General features: G+C 39.7%; 20 protein-coding genes. All 20 read left to right on the top strand.

The window, feature by feature from the left end; translation table 11 throughout:
- The first annotated feature begins 57 nt into the window (after window positions 1–57).
- The 20 genes from LDX50_RS14995 (at window position 58) to LDX50_RS30800 (ending at window position 17168) form a co-directional block, all read left to right on the top strand.
- On the top strand, window positions 58–393 hold the full coding sequence (locus tag LDX50_RS14995; protein WP_225698114.1) for a hypothetical protein: 336 nt from the start codon (window positions 58–60) through the stop codon (window positions 391–393).
- A 97-nt stretch (window positions 394–490) separates the two neighbouring features.
- Window positions 491–1813 carry a serine hydrolase domain-containing protein gene (locus LDX50_RS15000; RefSeq protein ID WP_225698115.1) on the top strand — a complete coding sequence of 441 codons (1323 nt, stop codon included), beginning with the start codon at window positions 491–493 and terminating at the stop codon, window positions 1811–1813.
- 205 nt (window positions 1814–2018) lie between these two features.
- Window positions 2019–3140, top strand: a complete 1122-nt coding sequence (locus tag LDX50_RS15005) for a hypothetical protein (RefSeq protein WP_225698116.1) — start codon at window positions 2019–2021, stop codon at window positions 3138–3140.
- 60 nt (window positions 3141–3200) lie between these two features.
- A complete protein-coding gene (locus LDX50_RS15010) occupies window positions 3201–3953 on the top strand; it encodes a DUF6090 family protein (RefSeq protein WP_225698117.1) in 753 nt (250 codons plus the stop codon).
- Between the two features lie 216 nt (window positions 3954–4169).
- Window positions 4170–4634: a Cif family virulence factor gene (locus tag LDX50_RS15015; RefSeq protein ID WP_225698118.1), complete on the top strand. Its 465-nt coding sequence runs from the start codon at window positions 4170–4172 to the stop codon at window positions 4632–4634.
- 4 nt (window positions 4635–4638) lie between these two features.
- On the top strand, window positions 4639–4938 hold the full coding sequence (locus tag LDX50_RS15020; protein WP_225698119.1) for a hypothetical protein: 300 nt from the start codon (window positions 4639–4641) through the stop codon (window positions 4936–4938).
- Window positions 4939–4983: 45 nt separating this feature from the next.
- Entirely contained in the window at window positions 4984–5466 is a 483-nt protein-coding gene (locus LDX50_RS15025) for a nuclear transport factor 2 family protein (protein WP_225698120.1), read from the top strand.
- A gap of 115 nt (window positions 5467–5581) precedes the next feature.
- The gene (locus LDX50_RS15030; protein WP_225698121.1) at window positions 5582–7123 is read left to right on the top strand and encodes an amidohydrolase family protein; all 1542 of its coding nucleotides are present in this window, start codon (window positions 5582–5584) and stop codon (window positions 7121–7123) included.
- 90 nt (window positions 7124–7213) lie between these two features.
- The gene (locus LDX50_RS15035) at window positions 7214–8341 is read left to right on the top strand and encodes a TolB-like translocation protein (protein ID WP_225698122.1); all 1128 of its coding nucleotides are present in this window, start codon (window positions 7214–7216) and stop codon (window positions 8339–8341) included.
- Window positions 8342–8372: 31 nt separating this feature from the next.
- On the top strand, window positions 8373–9140 hold the full coding sequence (locus LDX50_RS15040) for a DUF6090 family protein (RefSeq protein ID WP_225698123.1): 768 nt from the start codon (window positions 8373–8375) through the stop codon (window positions 9138–9140).
- A 26-nt stretch (window positions 9141–9166) separates the two neighbouring features.
- Window positions 9167–9958 carry a DUF6090 family protein gene (locus tag LDX50_RS15045; protein WP_225698124.1) on the top strand — a complete coding sequence of 264 codons (792 nt, stop codon included), beginning with the start codon at window positions 9167–9169 and terminating at the stop codon, window positions 9956–9958.
- A gap of 74 nt (window positions 9959–10032) precedes the next feature.
- Window positions 10033–10524 (top strand): hypothetical protein, encoded by a 492-nt coding sequence (locus LDX50_RS15050; protein ID WP_225698125.1) that lies wholly within the window; start codon window positions 10033–10035, stop codon window positions 10522–10524.
- Window positions 10525–10683: 159 nt separating this feature from the next.
- Window positions 10684–12189 (top strand): serine hydrolase domain-containing protein, encoded by a 1506-nt coding sequence (locus LDX50_RS15055; RefSeq protein ID WP_225698126.1) that lies wholly within the window; start codon window positions 10684–10686, stop codon window positions 12187–12189.
- Window positions 12190–12224: 35 nt separating this feature from the next.
- On the top strand, window positions 12225–12737 hold the full coding sequence (locus LDX50_RS15060; RefSeq protein WP_225698127.1) for a GNAT family N-acetyltransferase: 513 nt from the start codon (window positions 12225–12227) through the stop codon (window positions 12735–12737).
- A 71-nt stretch (window positions 12738–12808) separates the two neighbouring features.
- Window positions 12809–13495: a DUF6090 family protein gene (locus LDX50_RS15065; protein ID WP_225698128.1), complete on the top strand. Its 687-nt coding sequence runs from the start codon at window positions 12809–12811 to the stop codon at window positions 13493–13495.
- A 251-nt stretch (window positions 13496–13746) separates the two neighbouring features.
- Complete coding sequence (locus LDX50_RS15070) at window positions 13747–14751, top strand: peptidyl-alpha-hydroxyglycine alpha-amidating lyase family protein (RefSeq protein WP_225698129.1); 1005 nt, start codon at window positions 13747–13749, stop codon at window positions 14749–14751.
- 70 nt (window positions 14752–14821) lie between these two features.
- Window positions 14822–15577 carry a hypothetical protein gene (locus LDX50_RS15075; RefSeq protein ID WP_225698130.1) on the top strand — a complete coding sequence of 252 codons (756 nt, stop codon included), beginning with the start codon at window positions 14822–14824 and terminating at the stop codon, window positions 15575–15577.
- Between the two features lie 138 nt (window positions 15578–15715).
- Window positions 15716–16162, top strand: a complete 447-nt coding sequence (locus tag LDX50_RS15080) for a DUF6326 family protein (RefSeq protein WP_225698131.1) — start codon at window positions 15716–15718, stop codon at window positions 16160–16162.
- Between the two features lie 56 nt (window positions 16163–16218).
- The gene (locus tag LDX50_RS15085; protein ID WP_225698132.1) at window positions 16219–16914 is read left to right on the top strand and encodes a DUF4386 domain-containing protein; all 696 of its coding nucleotides are present in this window, start codon (window positions 16219–16221) and stop codon (window positions 16912–16914) included.
- A 119-nt stretch (window positions 16915–17033) separates the two neighbouring features.
- Window positions 17034–17168, top strand: a complete 135-nt coding sequence (locus tag LDX50_RS30800; protein WP_255647359.1) for a hypothetical protein — start codon at window positions 17034–17036, stop codon at window positions 17166–17168.
- Window positions 17169–17190: the final 22 nt, after the last annotated feature.

Raw genomic sequence — 17190 nt, forward strand, 5'->3', positions numbered from 1 at the left:
ACCACTAAACCACGCAACTACTCATAGCCGAGATCGTTGTGCAACAATTAAATTGAAATGAATAAAAAGAATAAAATTATCCGAACTTGGAAAGGTTGGACAACATTAAAAAATGCACCTATTTATGAAGATATGCTCATTAATGAGGTATTTCCAACAGTAAAAAAAAGGGGTGTTGAAGGGTTGGAAAAAGTCAGTATTTCCACAATGGTAAAGAATGATGAAATGGAGTTTTTTCTTGTTCTTCAATTTGATTCACTGGATTCCGTTAAAGTGTTTGCTGGAGAAGACTATGAGCAAGCTTATATACCAGACAATGCTAAACATGTACTATCGAGATATGATAAAACTGCTCAACATTTTACGTTGAAAGAAGAACTGATTTTAAAATAAACTCTGTTGCCAACAATGGCTATAAGGAATTGCTTCGCAACTACTCATAGCCTAGACCGTCGGTAAGATTTTGGAGAAGCAAAAGTATTGAAATAATATGACAGAGAAGAAACCTCGATTATTAGACCAAGGCGGCATAGCGGTCTTGAAGTGTCAGGACCAGAATCCACCGGGAGCAATCATGCTGATGAAGTGGGCGCTCACACTCGCAAGCCTGGTCGTCGTTTCGGCGTGCACTGTGGGGACGGCCGAGCGCTCGCCTGACCAACGCGGCGCCGCGTCTGAGCTTAAAGCGCTCCTGGACGAGGCCGTCGCCTCTGGCATTCCCGGAATCTCTGCCGCCGTAGCAACGGGTGACAGCGTCCTCTGGACGGGGGTTGCCGGTAAAGCGGACCTGCAGACGGGCGCGCCCGTACGCCCCGAGATGCTCTTCGGCATCGGCAGCATTACCAAGACTTTCGTGGCCGTCGTGATTTTGCAGCTGACGGAGGAAGGGCGACTGGATCTCAACGCCACAGCGGCGAGTCTGCTGGGGGCGGCGGTGGATGGAATACCCAATGCGGAGAAAGCCACACTAGCGCAGCTACTTAACCACACTGGAGGAGTGCGCAGCTGGGAGGACGACCCCGCCTGGATCCACGAGGGTCGGGGCGACCGGCTCGAGCCGGCCCGCATCTGGGACAAGACGGCGACGCTCCCTTACATCAAAGGGCAAGCGGCGCTGGCCCCGCCAGGTGAGAAGTTCAGCTACGCGAACACGAATTTCACACTGCTCGGCATGGTCATCGAGAAGGTGACCGGTAATCAGGCGGTGGACGAGATCCATCGGCGGATCCTCACGCCACTCGGCTTGAAGGACATCCATCTTGAAGGCTTCGAGCCCATTCCCCCAGGGCAGCTGGCGCACCGGTATCACTGGGCGACTCCGACCTTCCAAGAGGACGCCGGAGTGAACGCCGCCTTCCCCGAGGTTCGCCCGGGCTTGATTGACGCCAGCAGCTCAAATCTCTCGGTGGAGTGGACGGCCGGTGGGATGGTGGCGACAGCGCGGGACCTCGCGCGCTACGCCGCAGCGCTGCGCGATGGCCGACTGCTCAAGCCTGCGAGCATGAAGTTCATGACCGAGTGGTCTCCGGCGGGCGATGGGGAACAGGTGGGGCACGGCCTATTTCGCAGCGCGTATCCGGGCGATCTCGCGGTCATCGGGCATGACGGCGACGTGCTGGGGTTCACTGGATCGTTCTACTGGGTCGAGGGCACAGACGTGGTGGTGGCCGTGGTCAGTAACGTGGGATCGATGCACTCGACGAGCGCCGGCACTGGCTCCGCCGCGGCGGGGAACGTGCCAGGGACGGCGTACCTGGTGGCAAAGGACAAACGGTTCATCGACCTGGCGATGAAAGTGGCGGCAACAAGATGACGGAGGCGCAGCGTCAATAATTATTGGAATCGTAGAATCGTTTGAATTTGGGCCTGAAAGAGTATTGGAATCTATTGCATCATATACAATTTATCAACTTTGGATTTATGCCGGACTTGGTATACTTCACGGATTATTAGGCGGAAAATTACTAGCTAAGGACTTAAGCTTGATTCTTACGGAAAGTCAGGCAAAACAGACCACTATGAAAATAAAACTTTTACTAATAGCTTGTGTTTGCTCTCTCACAACAGCATGCCAGGATCAAAAAAATGATTCTCAGACGGGTATTGAAAGCAATAAATCAGAGAGTTATTTTGATTTGCCCGATAGTTTATCGACACGAAGAATTTCTTTTGTTCTTAAACTGAAAAAATCTGTAGCTGAAAATACCTGGCCAGACTTTGGCACAAAATACAATGAAGGAACTCTTATTTACTTCGATTCAGAATGGTCGGAAGTTTTCTTTCCAGATTCCTATATGATTAAAAAGTTACAGGACATCAAAAAACATAGTGATAATTATTGGCTCTCAGGAAGGACTGACAGCATTCCTTATCACATGGAAGTAATGATCAGTTTCAACGAAGAAGATTCTACAGAGTTCTTCTTTAAAAATCCTGTGGAACAATATTCTTCTGTTGAAGAAATTGGTAAATACATTCCTTCTGTAGAAAGCACAGAAATGTGGTCGACCATGGTTATTCATGAAATGTTTCACCACTTTCAATACAACAATGAAAATTTAGTGAAGTACGCTGAATCCGTAATTGGGGTTTTGCCTTTTGATTCCAGAAATTTGGTAGCCCTTTGCCAGGAAGACGAGCAGTTCCTTCCCATGATTCAAAATGAAAACAAAATTCTAATGAAAGCCATTTCAGAGGGCAATAAAGATTTGCGCGACTCTCTAATTACTTCATACCTGGGCCAGAGAGAAAAGCGGATTATCAAATACGGTTCAGAACATCCACATCTTGAACAGGTAGAAAACTATTATATCATCCAGGAAGGATCAGCCAGGTACATTGAGTATCAAAGCATGTTTAACCTTAAAAGCTACTTTAACAATTCTGATGCTCCTACGATCCTAAACGATCCAAAGTTTAAATCTTTTTCGGAATTTGAAGAAATTGATTTGGAAAATAGTGCTTTTAATTACTTAGTATATGCCGGCCCAACCGACTATCACTACACGATTGGCTTTAATATAATGCGCCTGTTAGATGAACTGAAAATTGAGTTTAAAAAAGATCTGCTCAATAATCCTGAAAAAGGATTACATCAATATTTACAGGATTATATAAACTCTTTACCAAACAATAACTAAAAAGCATTAAAGCGCAGTTCAGCAAAACCATTGTGCTTAATTCTAAGCAATCTTAAAAAAATGCTAAAATTCTTCAGAAAAATCAGACATAATTTGCTTTCAGAAGGAAAAACCTGGACGTATTTGAAATATTCTGTCGGAGAAATTATTCTTGTTGTAATTGGAATCCTGATTGCGCTACAGATTAACAACTGGAATGAACAACGAAAACAATCTATGCAGCTTAATACCGCGATGCAATCCATCTATAAAGATCTTGTCGCAGATAGTGTTCTTATACACAATGCGAAACCAATAGTTGATTTAAGATATCGCACTATAGTAGCGCTGATAAAGCGTTCTTATGCAACAGAGGTTACGCTTGATTCACTTATCAACATAATGAAGAACGAGTTTCCGGTTCGATGGTACTCATCGCCAGTGTACAATACAAATACATTTTCTAACTTAAAATCCACCAGCACGTTTGACCTCCTGCCCATTGATATCAAGGAACAATTATCTGACTATTACACCACGCTGGATGAATATAAATACAGAAATGAAAACACCCTGGACCAGTACCGAAATCACCTTGACGAATTTGTAAAAAAATACAACATCATTGGACGGTTGTATGACCCTAATTACAAAAACAGTTATATCTACAATAACACCTGGGAAAATGTAGATGAACGTGATTTTACCCCACGCGTAGCGGTACTCATGGCGGCATATAAGGTGTTATATGACAACGCTCAAAATGAATTAGAAACAAACCTGGAAAACATCCATTCTATTTTACCAAAACTCGAGCCCTATGCTGCTCAATAAGAAATGTTTTTTCAGGAGGTCCTCCGATCAGGAATTGTTATTTTACAGAGTTGTCGTTGACAGTGCCGGGAGGATTAGGTTGAATTCCCCCTGCTAAATAATCCCCTTATCACGGGAAAGTTAAGGGGTTATTTATATATTCAGACAGGCATAAACGGTTGTAAACACATTTTACAATGGTTGTTTATGACCGGATAAAAATTTAAAATATTCCTTATGAAAAAATTAACAATATTCATTTCAGGAATCTTAATTGCATTCAGTTGTTCTGAAAAGAAAGTAAGTGAAAATGATATAAAGAATCAGGTATTAACTACTTACAATGACATGTATAATTCCTATGGCGAGGGTACAGATGAATTTTTTAGATTTTTTGAGAATGACTTTTTACGAGTTACTCCTTCCGGGAATTTTCAAAGAGGTGTTGAGGAACAAAAAACCAATTGGAATGACTATTTAAAAGTCAAAAAATTGGCATTAGAGAGTTTTGATGAACCCGAATTGATAATAAGTCAAGATCAGGTAATCACAATCGGAGGTTACGTTGAATATTTTATAGATAGGGCTACAAATGACAGTTCTTATAACCGCGGAGTGTATGTTGCTACCTGGAGGAAGCAAGAGAACGGAGATTGGAAAATATGTATGGACACCTGGCATTCGGGATTAGAGAAGAAATAATACTATGAAAGAAATTCCAAAGGAATATGCATTAATAGCTGAAATTACATCTGCACTTGCCATTATCATTTCATTAGTTTTTGTCGGCGCACAGATGAAAGCAAATACAAAAGCAACCCAAGACTCAATGTTTCAGGGAATAGAGGATATTAAAGGTACTCGTGGATTTTGGTGTTTATTCTTGTCGTTGGTGGTCATTAGAGATAGAAAAATTTGGCTGACCACGAGACTTGAAAGTATAGAAAAAGTAATCCGGAATATCGATATGGAGCTTAACCACCAACAAAAGATGAAATTGATTTAAAACTCATTTTATCAAAACGTTGTGAGCAACGAGAAACAACCACATATGAAACTAATAAAAATAATTTCTATCCTGTTAATTGTCTTTACTGTATCGTGTCAAAAGAATGCTGACAAATCTGAAATTAATTCTATTCCGGATGATAGTAAAACCCAATTTGATGTTGCTGAAGCTACGGCAATTATTAAAAAACGAAATAAGGATTTTGAAGATGCGCTGAAAGCTGGAGACTCAATTGCCGTTGGAGATATTTATACGGTTGATTCAAAAATAATTGGCGCCTATGCTGGTAGGGATAATCTCATTAAAGAGGTTCACGAATTAGTGCGGGATAGTATTACTGACATAAGGTTCAAAATAATCAACATCTGGGGAAACCAAAACATTATTGTTGAGGATGCCTATGTTGAATTTTATCATATGAATGGAACGCTTGTGAGTAAAGGAAATTCACTTTTCGTATGGAAAAAAGAGAGCGATACATGGAGAATTTTCCGTGATGTTTATAAACCGGAAAAGATTGAATAGCACCTGGTTTCCATTAATAAAAACATCTTGCCACCCTGAGTATCATTAATGCTAACCTCCTGCTTCACTAACACCAATACATTCTGTTCAATTGAAGACTAGATAGTATTTAAACATGAAAAAATTTAAATCATATTTAAAATGGTTTTTTGGCATTAGCCTTATCTTGCTTTTAACCTTAATCGCATTGGCATGGTGGTATATTAGGTCGGAAGAAAACCAACTTTCTGGTGCGAACACATCAATCGTTGATGCTTCCCAATTTAAAACTCAATTTGGCAAACTGGCAATAAAAAATATTAATGTTCTTGCGGCTGACCAGGATTCTATACTTCCAAATCAAACTATTCTAATAAACAATGAACTTATTGAATATGTAGGTGAAGACAATAATATCCCACATAACTACACGATTATTGACGGAGAAGGAAAGTTCTTAATTCCTGGTTTAATTGACACACATATTCATCCATACAGAAGTAAAAATGATCTTTTACTTTTCCTGGCTAATGGAGTAACGCAAGTTGCCACTATGAGTTCCTGGCGAGGGCTTTATCTTGAATGGAGAGAAGAAGCAAAAAGAGGAGGATTAATGCCCCGGATGTATGTAGCCGCAGGACCAATGAATACTGCAAACGATTTTCGGAGTAAAGTATATGGTTTACTTGGTCCAATCCCTTTGTTCAATGATACCGCCAAAACTAAGAAAAAGGTTGCTGAGTTTAAGTCATTAGGCTACGATGGGCTCAAGGCCTATAGTTTGGATAAAGAAAATTACTATGCCGTTTCAGAAGCATCTAAAAAGTACAACATTCCAATGACTGGCCACCTCACACCAGCGGTCGGACTTGAGGATTTATTTCGCTCAAATCAATCTCAGGTTGCGCATGTGGAAGAAATTGCCAAGGCTGTGGAACGCGAATTTGGTGGTCGTTCTAAAATATTCTATGATAATACAGAAGCCTACCTTTCCTTTTTGAAAAATAATGCAGATAGCATCGCCAGAAGGATTAAAGATAAAAACATTACAATATCCACTACTGTAAATGTTTACCCAAGAGCGAAACAACAAGATTTGGATTTAATAACATACCTTAAATCCATCGAAATTGAATATGTAAACCCGGGCATTTTAGAAGGTTCTGTATTCAATCCAGGATGGTTACCAGGAAGCAACCGATATGAAGTCGCTTTTAATACCGACCCGGAAGGAGTTAAGAATGCTGAAATCTATTGGAGTACCTACATCGAAGCAGTTAATATTATGACTCTTGCCCTTGTTCGCAATGGGGTTACTATAACTGCAGGCACTGACGCAGGTAATGCAGGCATTGTACCGGGATTTTCAATTCATGATGAATTACAACATCTCAGTGATATTGGAATCGATAATAAATATGTCCTGGATGCGGCAACTAAGATGGCCGCCGACTGGATCGGAAGCAATACCGGAGTTATACAGGGTGGAAAAGCAGCTGACCTTGTGATACTAAATGACAATCCACTACAGGATATTAGAAACACTCGAAATATATATGCAGTGATTGTCGGGGGGAAGTATTTGGACAGAAATCAACTGGATGAAATGTTAGAATCGGTACGATATGCTAATAATCAAAGCAGAAAAATTAGTATAGATAGCTATCTGTCAAAGTAACGTATGCAAATAACTACGCACAACCACAACTACGAGTAATTGTATAATTTCAGACGAACTTAATCCGCACCACTTTTAAAATTCGACCATATGTCAGCCATAATAAAAACTACTCTTTCCCGACAAATACTCCTTTGGTGCATAGTACTACAGTCCGTAGGTGCATTCGGACAAAGCCTTGAAAAAACAGACGCTGACTTAATTAATGGAAGTCCGGCAGATAATTTACCGCCCTATATCAAACTTGCCAGCGGTTTTGGAGAACGTCCGGATTGGTCCCATGATGGCCGGTTCATTCTATTTCTGGACAAACCCATGGGCGAAGTATATGAACTGGAATTAGCCACCGGAATCATCAGTCCGAAAACAAGGCACTTCAATCATTACGGATTTACAAGGGCCATGTATTTATCCAATGGAGATATTCTGCTCTCCGGTCCGAAAGAACTCTTTGACCCTACCGACACCCAGGAAAGGGACAAAGCCCGCGACCTTACCTGGTTGTATGTCATGGATAAAAGTGGCACAAAACCTCCGGTTCCGCTAAATACCCTCTGCGCTGAAGGGCCTGCTGTTTCCAGGAACAGGATGAGAATCGCCTGGACCCATCGGGATCGCCAATTGCCTGAGCTGGGGAAAAACAGGGCGAAGTTATTAATGGCTGAAATTATTTATGAGGACGGGATACCCAGGTTATCGAACCAAAGGACGATTTTTGATTCGAAACAGTTACCCTTTTCACTGGGTCATGCAAGCCTTGAAACGCAAAGTCTTGTACCGCCGGAAGACATAAAAGTAACATTTGCGGTATACACCATTAACAATGGAAATAATACGGATGTCTACATGGTAGACAGCGAAACCGGGGAATACAGAACGATCACCAATTCTCCCTGCTGCTACGATGAGCCTGAAGGAATATTCCCTGATGGTTTACACACGCTGGTCGAACACGGACCATCCGATAAAACTGCCTGGCCCCTGCTTGATCTGTATAAATTGAAATTAGATGGTTCGGGGGAAATGCAAAGATTAACTCATTTCACCGACTATAAAGGGTACAAAGCCAATCAGGGAGTAATTTCAGACGATGGTAAATTTATGTGTTTTCAGATAGGAAAAGATAATACAGAACCCGGCGTTGGCTTTGGTTTTCTGATTATGGATCTGGAAGAAGCCGCCAAGCACCTGGAGGATTTTAAAACGTATGATGAATAACTTTTTCAGGCGAATCCGCCAAAATATGTTTATGGAAAATAAAAATGAAGAGCCTGCCTCTCCGGAAGGGAGGCCTGAATCTAAAGTAGGCAGGTATTTAAAATATGCCACCGGAGAAATAGTACTTGTTGTGATCGGAATTTTAATCGCACTGTCCATTAATAATTGGAATCAAAACAGACTGAAGGAAAAAAAGGAAATACAGATATTGAAGTCGTTCGAAATTCAATTCCAGGATGATATAGCTCAGTTTGACCAAAGCATAAAGTTTTATGAAGCCGCATCACGGTCAATTGATATAATTTTCCATCATTTCCAACAAAATTTGCCCTACTCTGACTCTCTAAGTCGGCATTTCTATATTTCAACCAGGTTTTATGGAGATTCAGATCTGGACAATAACGTTTTTGAATCCTTAAAATCGCTGGGGGTTGACTTTATTTCAAATACGGATTTAAGAAAAAGGATCGTTCAATTATATGAAGATGATGATGAATGGATAGTAAACTTTGAAATAGTATACAGAGACTTCCTTTTCGATGCTAGCAAAAATATATTTAACACCCGGTTTAATAATTTTTGGGGTGGAAATTATAAAGATTTAACATACAGTCAGGGAGAAATGATTCCTCTGGATTTTGAAAGTTTAAAAACTGATCAGGAATACCTGTATTTTTTACGAAATCAGAAGAACCTTCTGGGATGGCTTATCTATAAACCAATTGAAGAAACCAAATTGAAAATGAACGGGCTGTTGAATGATTTAAGTACGGAAATCGACCGGCTTGAGAAGAAATAACGAACCACACGCAATTGATAAATTGAATGATAAAATTCTTTAGAAAAATCCGACAAAAGCTACTTTATGAAAACACGCCATCCGGACAGGCGGGCAAATTCAGCAAGTATTTGATTTACGCTATTGGAGAGATAATCCTCGTGGTAATTGGAATCCTGATTGCACTACAAATCAATAATAATAACGAATTGAATAAACAGAGAGCGAAAGAAGTACAGTTCTTGAAAAATCTAAGGAGTGATCTGATTTTTGAAGAAAGCGAACTTGAACGCTACACCCGAATTAGAGAAAGTATAGTGAACTCTGCTCAAATTGCACTCGAACACTTTAATGGAAAGCCAGTAGAGAATATTCAAATGTTCAATTTCCATACTTTTAACGTGGGCATTTGGCAGGAGTTTCAGAGAAACAACAATACTTTTCTTGAATTATTAAATTCTGGAAACCTCACCATCATTTCAAATGATTCAATCAAGAACGGTTTGCTGAATTTAGATTTAATTCACAAAGAAATTATCTCAAACCGATCACATTTAAGAAATGACTTAGAGCAATATTTCTATAATCCCTGGTTTAATACTGTTGATTTGGACCCATTAGCTCAAAGCTATATTTTCTATGCCAATAATGGAGAATTTGACCAGAGTATAGAGCTTTCGAAGCAAGAATTAGAAAAACTCTTAAATGACAAGGTGTTTAAAAATGGGTTTGTCTTATCAGTATTTACCAATTCCTTAATTATTGATGATTATAAGAAAATGAAAGATTTGAATAAAAAAGTGGTTGCGTTGATTAATAGAGAAATATCGAAAGACTAATAATGGTTATTCTCCCCCGCTGCTGAAAATCAGCCTGGGATCGACACAGTGGAATAATTATTAATCCTTTAAATATGAGCTATCAAAAAGTTGTTGCATACTTTTTCTTTATTGTTCTGGTTTTCCTGAATAATTCAATTTTCTCCCAAAACCTGAAGCAGGAAAAGATGGAAAACCTAAACTACCTTATTGGGGAATGGGTAGGAACATCTAAGATTTATGAAAATGGTGTTCTTGTGAAACAAGGTTCAGCATATGAATACATTTCCTATGACCTTGATAAGAACATTCTCGTAATTGAGTTGAATACCGAGTTTTTGCAGCTCCATACAATAATCCTTTACGACGAAAATGACCAAAAATATTATTACCACCGGTTCTCTAAAAATGGCGCTGCCAGGTATTCCGCAGAATTCAAAGACGGGCAACTCATTGTGTGGAAAGACGACAAAACCAGGTTTTTCTTCAGAAATACTCCGGATGGAGGCTTTCAGGAACGCGGAGAACAACTGATCAACGGAAAGTGGATCATAACTTTTGAAGATACATTTGTGAATACTCAATGAATAATTCTTATGGGCGTTTAAGCAAGACCCGATGCTCACACCTCCATTTGAAAAAAGCCATTTCACTTCATTGGGTAAATGACCTGATAATTATTCCGAATAGACATATATCGCTGGAGGGGTCTGTGATTTTTACATGCTATGATGTAGATTAAAAAAATGAAGTCAAATGCGAATAAATTGTTCTTTCAGTTTTTCCTGTTGTTTTTTATTGGCTCCTGTACCTCACAGCCAAATGACACGAGTGATCTGATAGATCACGTGAACAAACCGGGTTGCATCTTGCCTGATGAATCTGTCGCAGGAAAGGAACAGCTTGAGCAAGGCATACGCCGACAAGTTAAGTTTTCGGGTGAGCCGGAAAATTTCAGTTCCATTCCAGATAAAATGAAAGAATATCAGATTCCCGCATTATCGCTCGCCATCATAAAGAATGGGGAGATTGAATGGTCAGACGTCTATGAAAATGAGGATTTCGCTGATGAACAAACCCTGGACTGTACCAGTATATTCCAGGCAGCATCATTGTCCAAGCCAGTAACCGTTATGGCGGCCGTTCGTATGTATTCCGCCGGTGAGATAGACCTGGATACAAATATTCAGGATTATCTCAAGGATTTTGAAATACCTGAAGGCAAACAAAGAGCAGAGAATCCCGTCACATTTCGCAATATCTTTTCCCATACTTCAGGCATTAATCCGGGTGGATATCAGGGTTATAACAGAAGCCTTCCGATGCCCACTGATATGGATATTTTAAGAGGTAGCGAAGGAGTCAATACCCCGGCTATAGAAGTGACCAGTACACCAAACGAAACACTGGCTTATTCCGGTGGCGCATATACGCTGGCGGAAGTGGCTCTTCAGAATATATTCAATGACGAGTTTTCAACCATTATGAAACGATGGATCCTTGATCCTGCCGGAATGAATCATTCTGAATTCACGCAACCGCTCCCTGCTTCAGATTCCAACCGGGTTGCAAAAGGATATACGTTTTCGGGAGATATGGTGGAAGGAGGTTGGCGAAACCATCCCGAGCAGGCTGCGGCAGGACTTTGGAGTAATTCTGTTGACCTCGCAAAATTTCTGATTGAAATTTACAAAGCCTACAATGGCGAAGTCTCGATATTCTCACAATCTGAAATCAATTCATTGCTAAACGACGAAAGAAATGGTCATGTATATGGCTTCATCATTGACAGATCCGGCGATGATATTTCTATCACCCACTATGGCGGCAACGAAGGGTACCGGACTGGCATGACCATAAGCCTGACAAGTGGTAATGGATTGGTTTACCTCACCAATTCTGATAACGGGGGAACACTTGGAAATGAATTGCTTTTATCGGCATCCCAGATCTATGACTGGCGGCACTTTAGTCAAACTGAAGTTCAGCGGAAACAAGTAGATCAGAAAATTTTAAAGGCGCTACCTGGTAATTACAGGTGGAACAATCAGATAGACCTTTCGATCACGTTCGACGCAAACGATGGACTCATTTCACTCATCTTCCCAAATGGCGATGAATATGAGCTTGTCCCAATTGACGGAGATGAACTTGATTTCATTCATCCGGGAACCGGTGTCACGGTTTCGTTTTCAAAGCAGGATGAGTTCCATTCTTTCATCCTCTATGGACAATCTGCTAAAAAGTTGTGATTCACGAAGGATGCACACAGAAATCAAAGCCTTAAATGGCTTGGGGAACATTAGTAGAAGCACGATATTGGCGTTACGTTGACCAGTTTTGTATTATGAAAATTATTTCCATAAGAAAAAATCCTGAATATAAAGATGACGCAATCGCCTATTTTCAAAAGAGTTGGCCAGACGTTTTGCCTATAATTTATGAAGATTGCATCAGTCACAGTATCAATGCTAAAAACGCATTACCTCAATGGTATTTATTACTGAATGATGACAAAATTATTGGGTGTGCCGGGCTTATTACGAATGATTTTATCAGCCGAGGAGATTTATACCCCTGGATTTGTGCGCTTTTTATTGATGAAAAGTACAGAGGAAATGCATATGGTTTAATACTCATTGAATATGCCAAAACCGATGCTAAAAATGCTGGTTTTGAATTTTTATATCTCAGCACTGAACATATCGGATACTATGAAAAGTATGGATTCAAATATATTGGGAACGGATATCATCCATGGGGAGGAGAATCGAGGATATATGAAATTGAGTTAAGATAAAGAAACGTAATAATATAGAATTAGAACTGCTGCGGCATATCCCTTAAACATTCAGGACCAACCAATAATAAATGATAAAATTCTTTAATCGCATACGCCAAAAACTCGTAACTGAAAGTAAATTCAGTAAATATCTACTTTATGCTTTTGGCGAAATTATTCTGGTTGTAATCGGGATTCTAATCGCTTTATCAATCAATACCTGGAATGAGACAAGAAAGCAAAATATTGCTGAACACGAATTTATTGAGGGCATAAAAAATGACCTGGCTCAGGATAAGGAATACATTAAGTATATCATTCAACTGGCTCAGGATAAAGATTCTGTATACTCAGTTTTAAGTAAAGACTTATCTTTTCTGTATGATGCCGACAGACCATTGTTGGATTCTTTGCTCCGAAACTACTTTGCCACTCATCGGACATTTTATCCAATATCAGGTTCTTTTCAAGCTGCAATAGCCGGAAATGAAATAAGTAAATTCAAAAATAAGGCTTTTTGTTCTGCGGTAACGAAACTGTATAATTCGACTTACACAAGGCTCATGGATAATGCAAAATCTGCAGATGATAAGTGGTTTTACTTTACCAGGAAATACAGCGAAATCAGAAGAACCGGTCACATACCGGATATGAGCGAAGCTCAATTGAATGAATTAATTAATGATATGTACTACCATACGTTCTCACTAAATTATTATGGGGATAATTTGAGCAGTACAATTGCAGAAATTGACGAAATAGTTTCATTGCATTAATTAACAGAGCCTAACCCTGGTTCTCTCGTCCATAGCCGGAAAGGACTATAGCTCCGGCCCGTATTAGGTATGCCGGCCTTGGACCTAGATAGCAATATACATGATGACTTAACGAACGAAGCTACGTTTTTTGGTACTTTCATTGTGGTTCTGATTATATTGCTTTTAGCATTTACCTGTAAAAATAAACTGATCCCGTCTAAAATTCCGGCCGTTGGAAATCAAACCAAAATTCGAACCTTAATACGCTTATGATAAAAACAAAAATCAAGGAATGTTATTTTATCCTTTTGGCTTTGATTTGTTTCTCCTGCAATGAGGTTAACAAATCCAATTCAGAGGATAAAGGTAATTCCTATGTATTGGTTAAGGACTGGCCTCAATTATCACAAGGATTTTCATTTAGTGCCGTTTCAGCTGTAGGAGTTGATAACGAACAAAATATTTTCATGTTTCAAAGAACCGGCAGAGAGTGGACATGGACCATTCCCGACTCTTTGATTTCATCCAATACCATATTTCTCCTGGAAAAGAATACCGGAAAAATTTTGAATAGCTGGGGATCCCATCTCTTTATAATGCCACATGGCTTGTCGGTCGACAATAAAAATAATGTCTGGGTGGCTGATGTTGGTTTACACCAAATTTTTAAATTCAGTCACGAGGGTGAATTGTTGATGAAATTAGGTGAGGCAAAAATCCCGGGAAATGATTCGCTGCATTTTAATCTTCCCACAGACGTTGCTGTGGCAAATGATGGTTCATTATATGTAAGTGATGGATATGGTAACAGCAGGGTTGTAAAATTTTCAAAGGAAGGGAAATATCTTTTTGAATGGGGAACAATGGGAAACAAACCTGGCGAATTTAATACCCCCCACAGTATTGATTTGGATGCACAGGGTAATGTCTTTATAGCCGACAGAGAGAACAATCGAATCCAGAAATTTGATCCCGACGGAAATTTTCTGAATCAATGGGAAAATAATATGGCAACACAACTATATTCAATAGCAATCGACCAGAAGGATAATTTATTCGCAATAGATAATTTAACTGTGAATGACACTTTGATAATGGGCGCTGATATTTTGCTTTTTGATGCAGCACTAAATGAATTGGTCCGATTTGGCAGGACTGATTCAATTGCTGCTCCCCGTTATCATGATATAGACATTGATGGCGAGGGTAATATTTACGTTGCCGAAACAGGAGGCAGAAGAGTGCGGAAGTTTAAGAAAATAACAACAGAATGAGACGGTGATGTACGAACGAAAAACCTTCAACTGTTTTGTCCTTTAACTAATCGGGGATAAACCTTAACCAATGATAAAATTCTTTCGAAAAATTCGGCAAAAATTGCTGACTCAGAACCCGGCTGACGGACAGGCAGGCAGATTGGGCAGGTATCTGCTTTATGCGGTTGGTGAAATAATTCTGGTCGTAATCGGAATTTTAATTGCGCTTTCAATTAATAACTGGAATCAAAATAGAATTGATGGCCGAAAGGAGAGTTTGTTGCTAAAAGAAATTAATGCCGAATTTAAGTACAATAAGGAAGAGCTGGAAAGTACCGTAAGAACGTATAACCTCATTTTAAATGAGTGTGATTTATTGATAAAATTGTTCCCAATAAACCAAAATGAAATAAATAAAGACACTTTATCGATAGCATTGGAGCTGATCCGAAACACCATTTCTGCAGATCTTTCCATGGGATCCATTTCTACTTTGATCAATACGTCATCCTTTGAAATTATTTCAAATAATGAACTTCGAACTTTGCTCATACAGTGGGAAGACCTGATATCAGATTATTTTGAAAGGGAAGAGCAGGCAATTAATTATACCCGGCAAACTATTACCCCCTATTTGGCAACAAGATTACCACGTCCGTACAAAAGGGGATTAGATGATGAACGTGTTGATCTGTCATTTTTGACATCGATCGAATTTGAGAATTTAATTAATGACCGTCGCAGAGATGTAAATGTATTGTTGAATATCGTAAAAGATGAGGACACTGAAATTCGAAAAGCCATAGATCGAATTATCTTACTAAGCGAGAGTAGCAATGATTGATTTCCAATCCGAGAGTGAGGCATTTTTTGTTTTGAGCTATCAACTATGAATATGATTTCAGCCGAACAAATTTACCGGTTTGTAACATTCTTGCTTTTTCATCGTCTTTGCTAAAAGCAAAACACTAAAATCATAACCATGGGTATAAATTCGACGGGATCGGAATCATCAACCAACTTCAAAATCAACATAAAAATTAAACTTGCCAGTCTTTGGACCTCGTTGATGTTCCTGTACATTTATGCCGATTATTTCCAGCTAATGACCCCCGGGAAATTAGAGAGAATGATGAACCTTCAAACTCCTGTAGGACCAACATCTCCAGGAATTTTAATGATATTTTCCCTGATTTTAATTATTCCGGCCCTGATGATATTTCTTTCCATCTTTCTCCAGCCCCAACTCAATAAATGGTTAAATATCATCCTTGCATTCGTGTATGCTTGTATCTCGGTGCTCATTATTGTTTCCAGCATTACAGATGAATGGCATACATTCTATGTTATGTTCAACTTTGCGGAACTTGTAATTTTTGCCATTATCATTTCACAGGCATGGAAATGGCCCAGGGGAAATAATTCATAACAAAATGCTCCGGCAAAACCGAAATACCAGTGTGTAAGATCAGATAAAAATAAAACATGTTTCCAGAACACAACCAACGTCAATTAGTAACTACCGCCAGAATCGCCGGGATCTGGTACCTGCTTATGGCCATATCCGGCATTTTGGGATTTATGATATTTCACCCCCAGGTATATGTATCCGCAGACCCGCAAAAAACACTTGCAAATCTGATTGACAACGAATCACTCGCCAGAACCCGGTTGCTATTGGAATTTGGCATCATCGTTTCACAAGCCCTTACCGCGGTATGGTTCTTTAAACTGTTCAGAAAAATAAATGACTGGGCTGCATGGGCCGTCGGAATCTGGGGAATGGTCAACTCAGTAGTCATTATCATCAGCGCCATTTCAATGGGTACGGCGATTGATATTGCCGGTTCATCCCAGAATGTTGAAGACAAGTTGATTTTAATAGAACTTTTGACCGACCTAAGTTCCAATGCCTGGCGGGTGGGCGGACTGTTTTTCGGACTATGGCTGATCCCCCTGGGATACATTATCACCAGTTCAAAAAGGATGCCCTTATGGCTGGGGCGCACGCTCATAATAGGCGGTATTGGCTACCTGTTAAGCACGACAATCAGTTACTCGGGAATTGAATTCCCCCCGGCTAAATACTTAACAATTCCAGCAACTATTGGAGAATTCTGGATGATCGGATATTTATTGATTTTTGGAATACGACCTTTGAAAGAATCACCGTCAAATTAAGATAATAGTTAAGGAGGTATCTCTAAGTCGGTATTCTTGAATACCCTGCACATCATATTTCGCATTTTGAATTCTTAACACTATTTCTTCTAGAAGCGAAATTTGAACTCCGTTCCCGAATGAAAGAAGAAGCAGTAAGCGATAAGGATAAGTTTCTTTACCCTGAATTCTTTGATAATCCTGAATTCAGGAATACGTTGTCAATTGGACTATTACACATGGAACTGATCTATGATGAAGGAGAAATTGTTTGAAAGGAGTTGGAAAAATTAAATC

This window comes from Fulvivirga sedimenti (assembly GCF_020328055.1).

Bases quoted from the DNA above. Each gene is read 5' to 3' on its own strand.
- LDX50_RS14995 (WP_225698114.1), top strand. From the start codon at position 58: ATGAATAAAAAGAATAAAATTATCCGAACTTGGAAAGGTTGGACAACA.
- LDX50_RS15000 (WP_225698115.1), top strand. From the start codon at position 491: ATGACAGAGAAGAAACCTCGATTATTAGACCAAGGCGGCATAGCGGTC.
- LDX50_RS15005 (WP_225698116.1), top strand. From the start codon at position 2,019: ATGAAAATAAAACTTTTACTAATAGCTTGTGTTTGCTCTCTCACAACA.
- LDX50_RS15010 (WP_225698117.1), top strand. From the start codon at position 3,201: ATGCTAAAATTCTTCAGAAAAATCAGACATAATTTGCTTTCAGAAGGA.
- LDX50_RS15015 (WP_225698118.1), top strand. From the start codon at position 4,170: ATGAAAAAATTAACAATATTCATTTCAGGAATCTTAATTGCATTCAGT.
- LDX50_RS15020 (WP_225698119.1), top strand. From the start codon at position 4,639: ATGAAAGAAATTCCAAAGGAATATGCATTAATAGCTGAAATTACATCT.
- LDX50_RS15025 (WP_225698120.1), top strand. From the start codon at position 4,984: ATGAAACTAATAAAAATAATTTCTATCCTGTTAATTGTCTTTACTGTA.
- LDX50_RS15030 (WP_225698121.1), top strand. From the start codon at position 5,582: ATGAAAAAATTTAAATCATATTTAAAATGGTTTTTTGGCATTAGCCTT.
- LDX50_RS15035 (WP_225698122.1), top strand. From the start codon at position 7,214: ATGTCAGCCATAATAAAAACTACTCTTTCCCGACAAATACTCCTTTGG.
- LDX50_RS15040 (WP_225698123.1), top strand. From the start codon at position 8,373: ATGGAAAATAAAAATGAAGAGCCTGCCTCTCCGGAAGGGAGGCCTGAA.
- LDX50_RS15045 (WP_225698124.1), top strand. From the start codon at position 9,167: ATGATAAAATTCTTTAGAAAAATCCGACAAAAGCTACTTTATGAAAAC.
- LDX50_RS15050 (WP_225698125.1), top strand. From the start codon at position 10,033: ATGAGCTATCAAAAAGTTGTTGCATACTTTTTCTTTATTGTTCTGGTT.
- LDX50_RS15055 (WP_225698126.1), top strand. From the start codon at position 10,684: ATGAAGTCAAATGCGAATAAATTGTTCTTTCAGTTTTTCCTGTTGTTT.
- LDX50_RS15060 (WP_225698127.1), top strand. From the start codon at position 12,225: ATGGCTTGGGGAACATTAGTAGAAGCACGATATTGGCGTTACGTTGAC.
- LDX50_RS15065 (WP_225698128.1), top strand. From the start codon at position 12,809: ATGATAAAATTCTTTAATCGCATACGCCAAAAACTCGTAACTGAAAGT.
- LDX50_RS15070 (WP_225698129.1), top strand. From the start codon at position 13,747: ATGATAAAAACAAAAATCAAGGAATGTTATTTTATCCTTTTGGCTTTG.
- LDX50_RS15075 (WP_225698130.1), top strand. From the start codon at position 14,822: ATGATAAAATTCTTTCGAAAAATTCGGCAAAAATTGCTGACTCAGAAC.
- LDX50_RS15080 (WP_225698131.1), top strand. From the start codon at position 15,716: ATGGGTATAAATTCGACGGGATCGGAATCATCAACCAACTTCAAAATC.
- LDX50_RS15085 (WP_225698132.1), top strand. From the start codon at position 16,219: ATGTTTCCAGAACACAACCAACGTCAATTAGTAACTACCGCCAGAATC.
- LDX50_RS30800 (WP_255647359.1), top strand. From the start codon at position 17,034: ATGAAAGAAGAAGCAGTAAGCGATAAGGATAAGTTTCTTTACCCTGAA.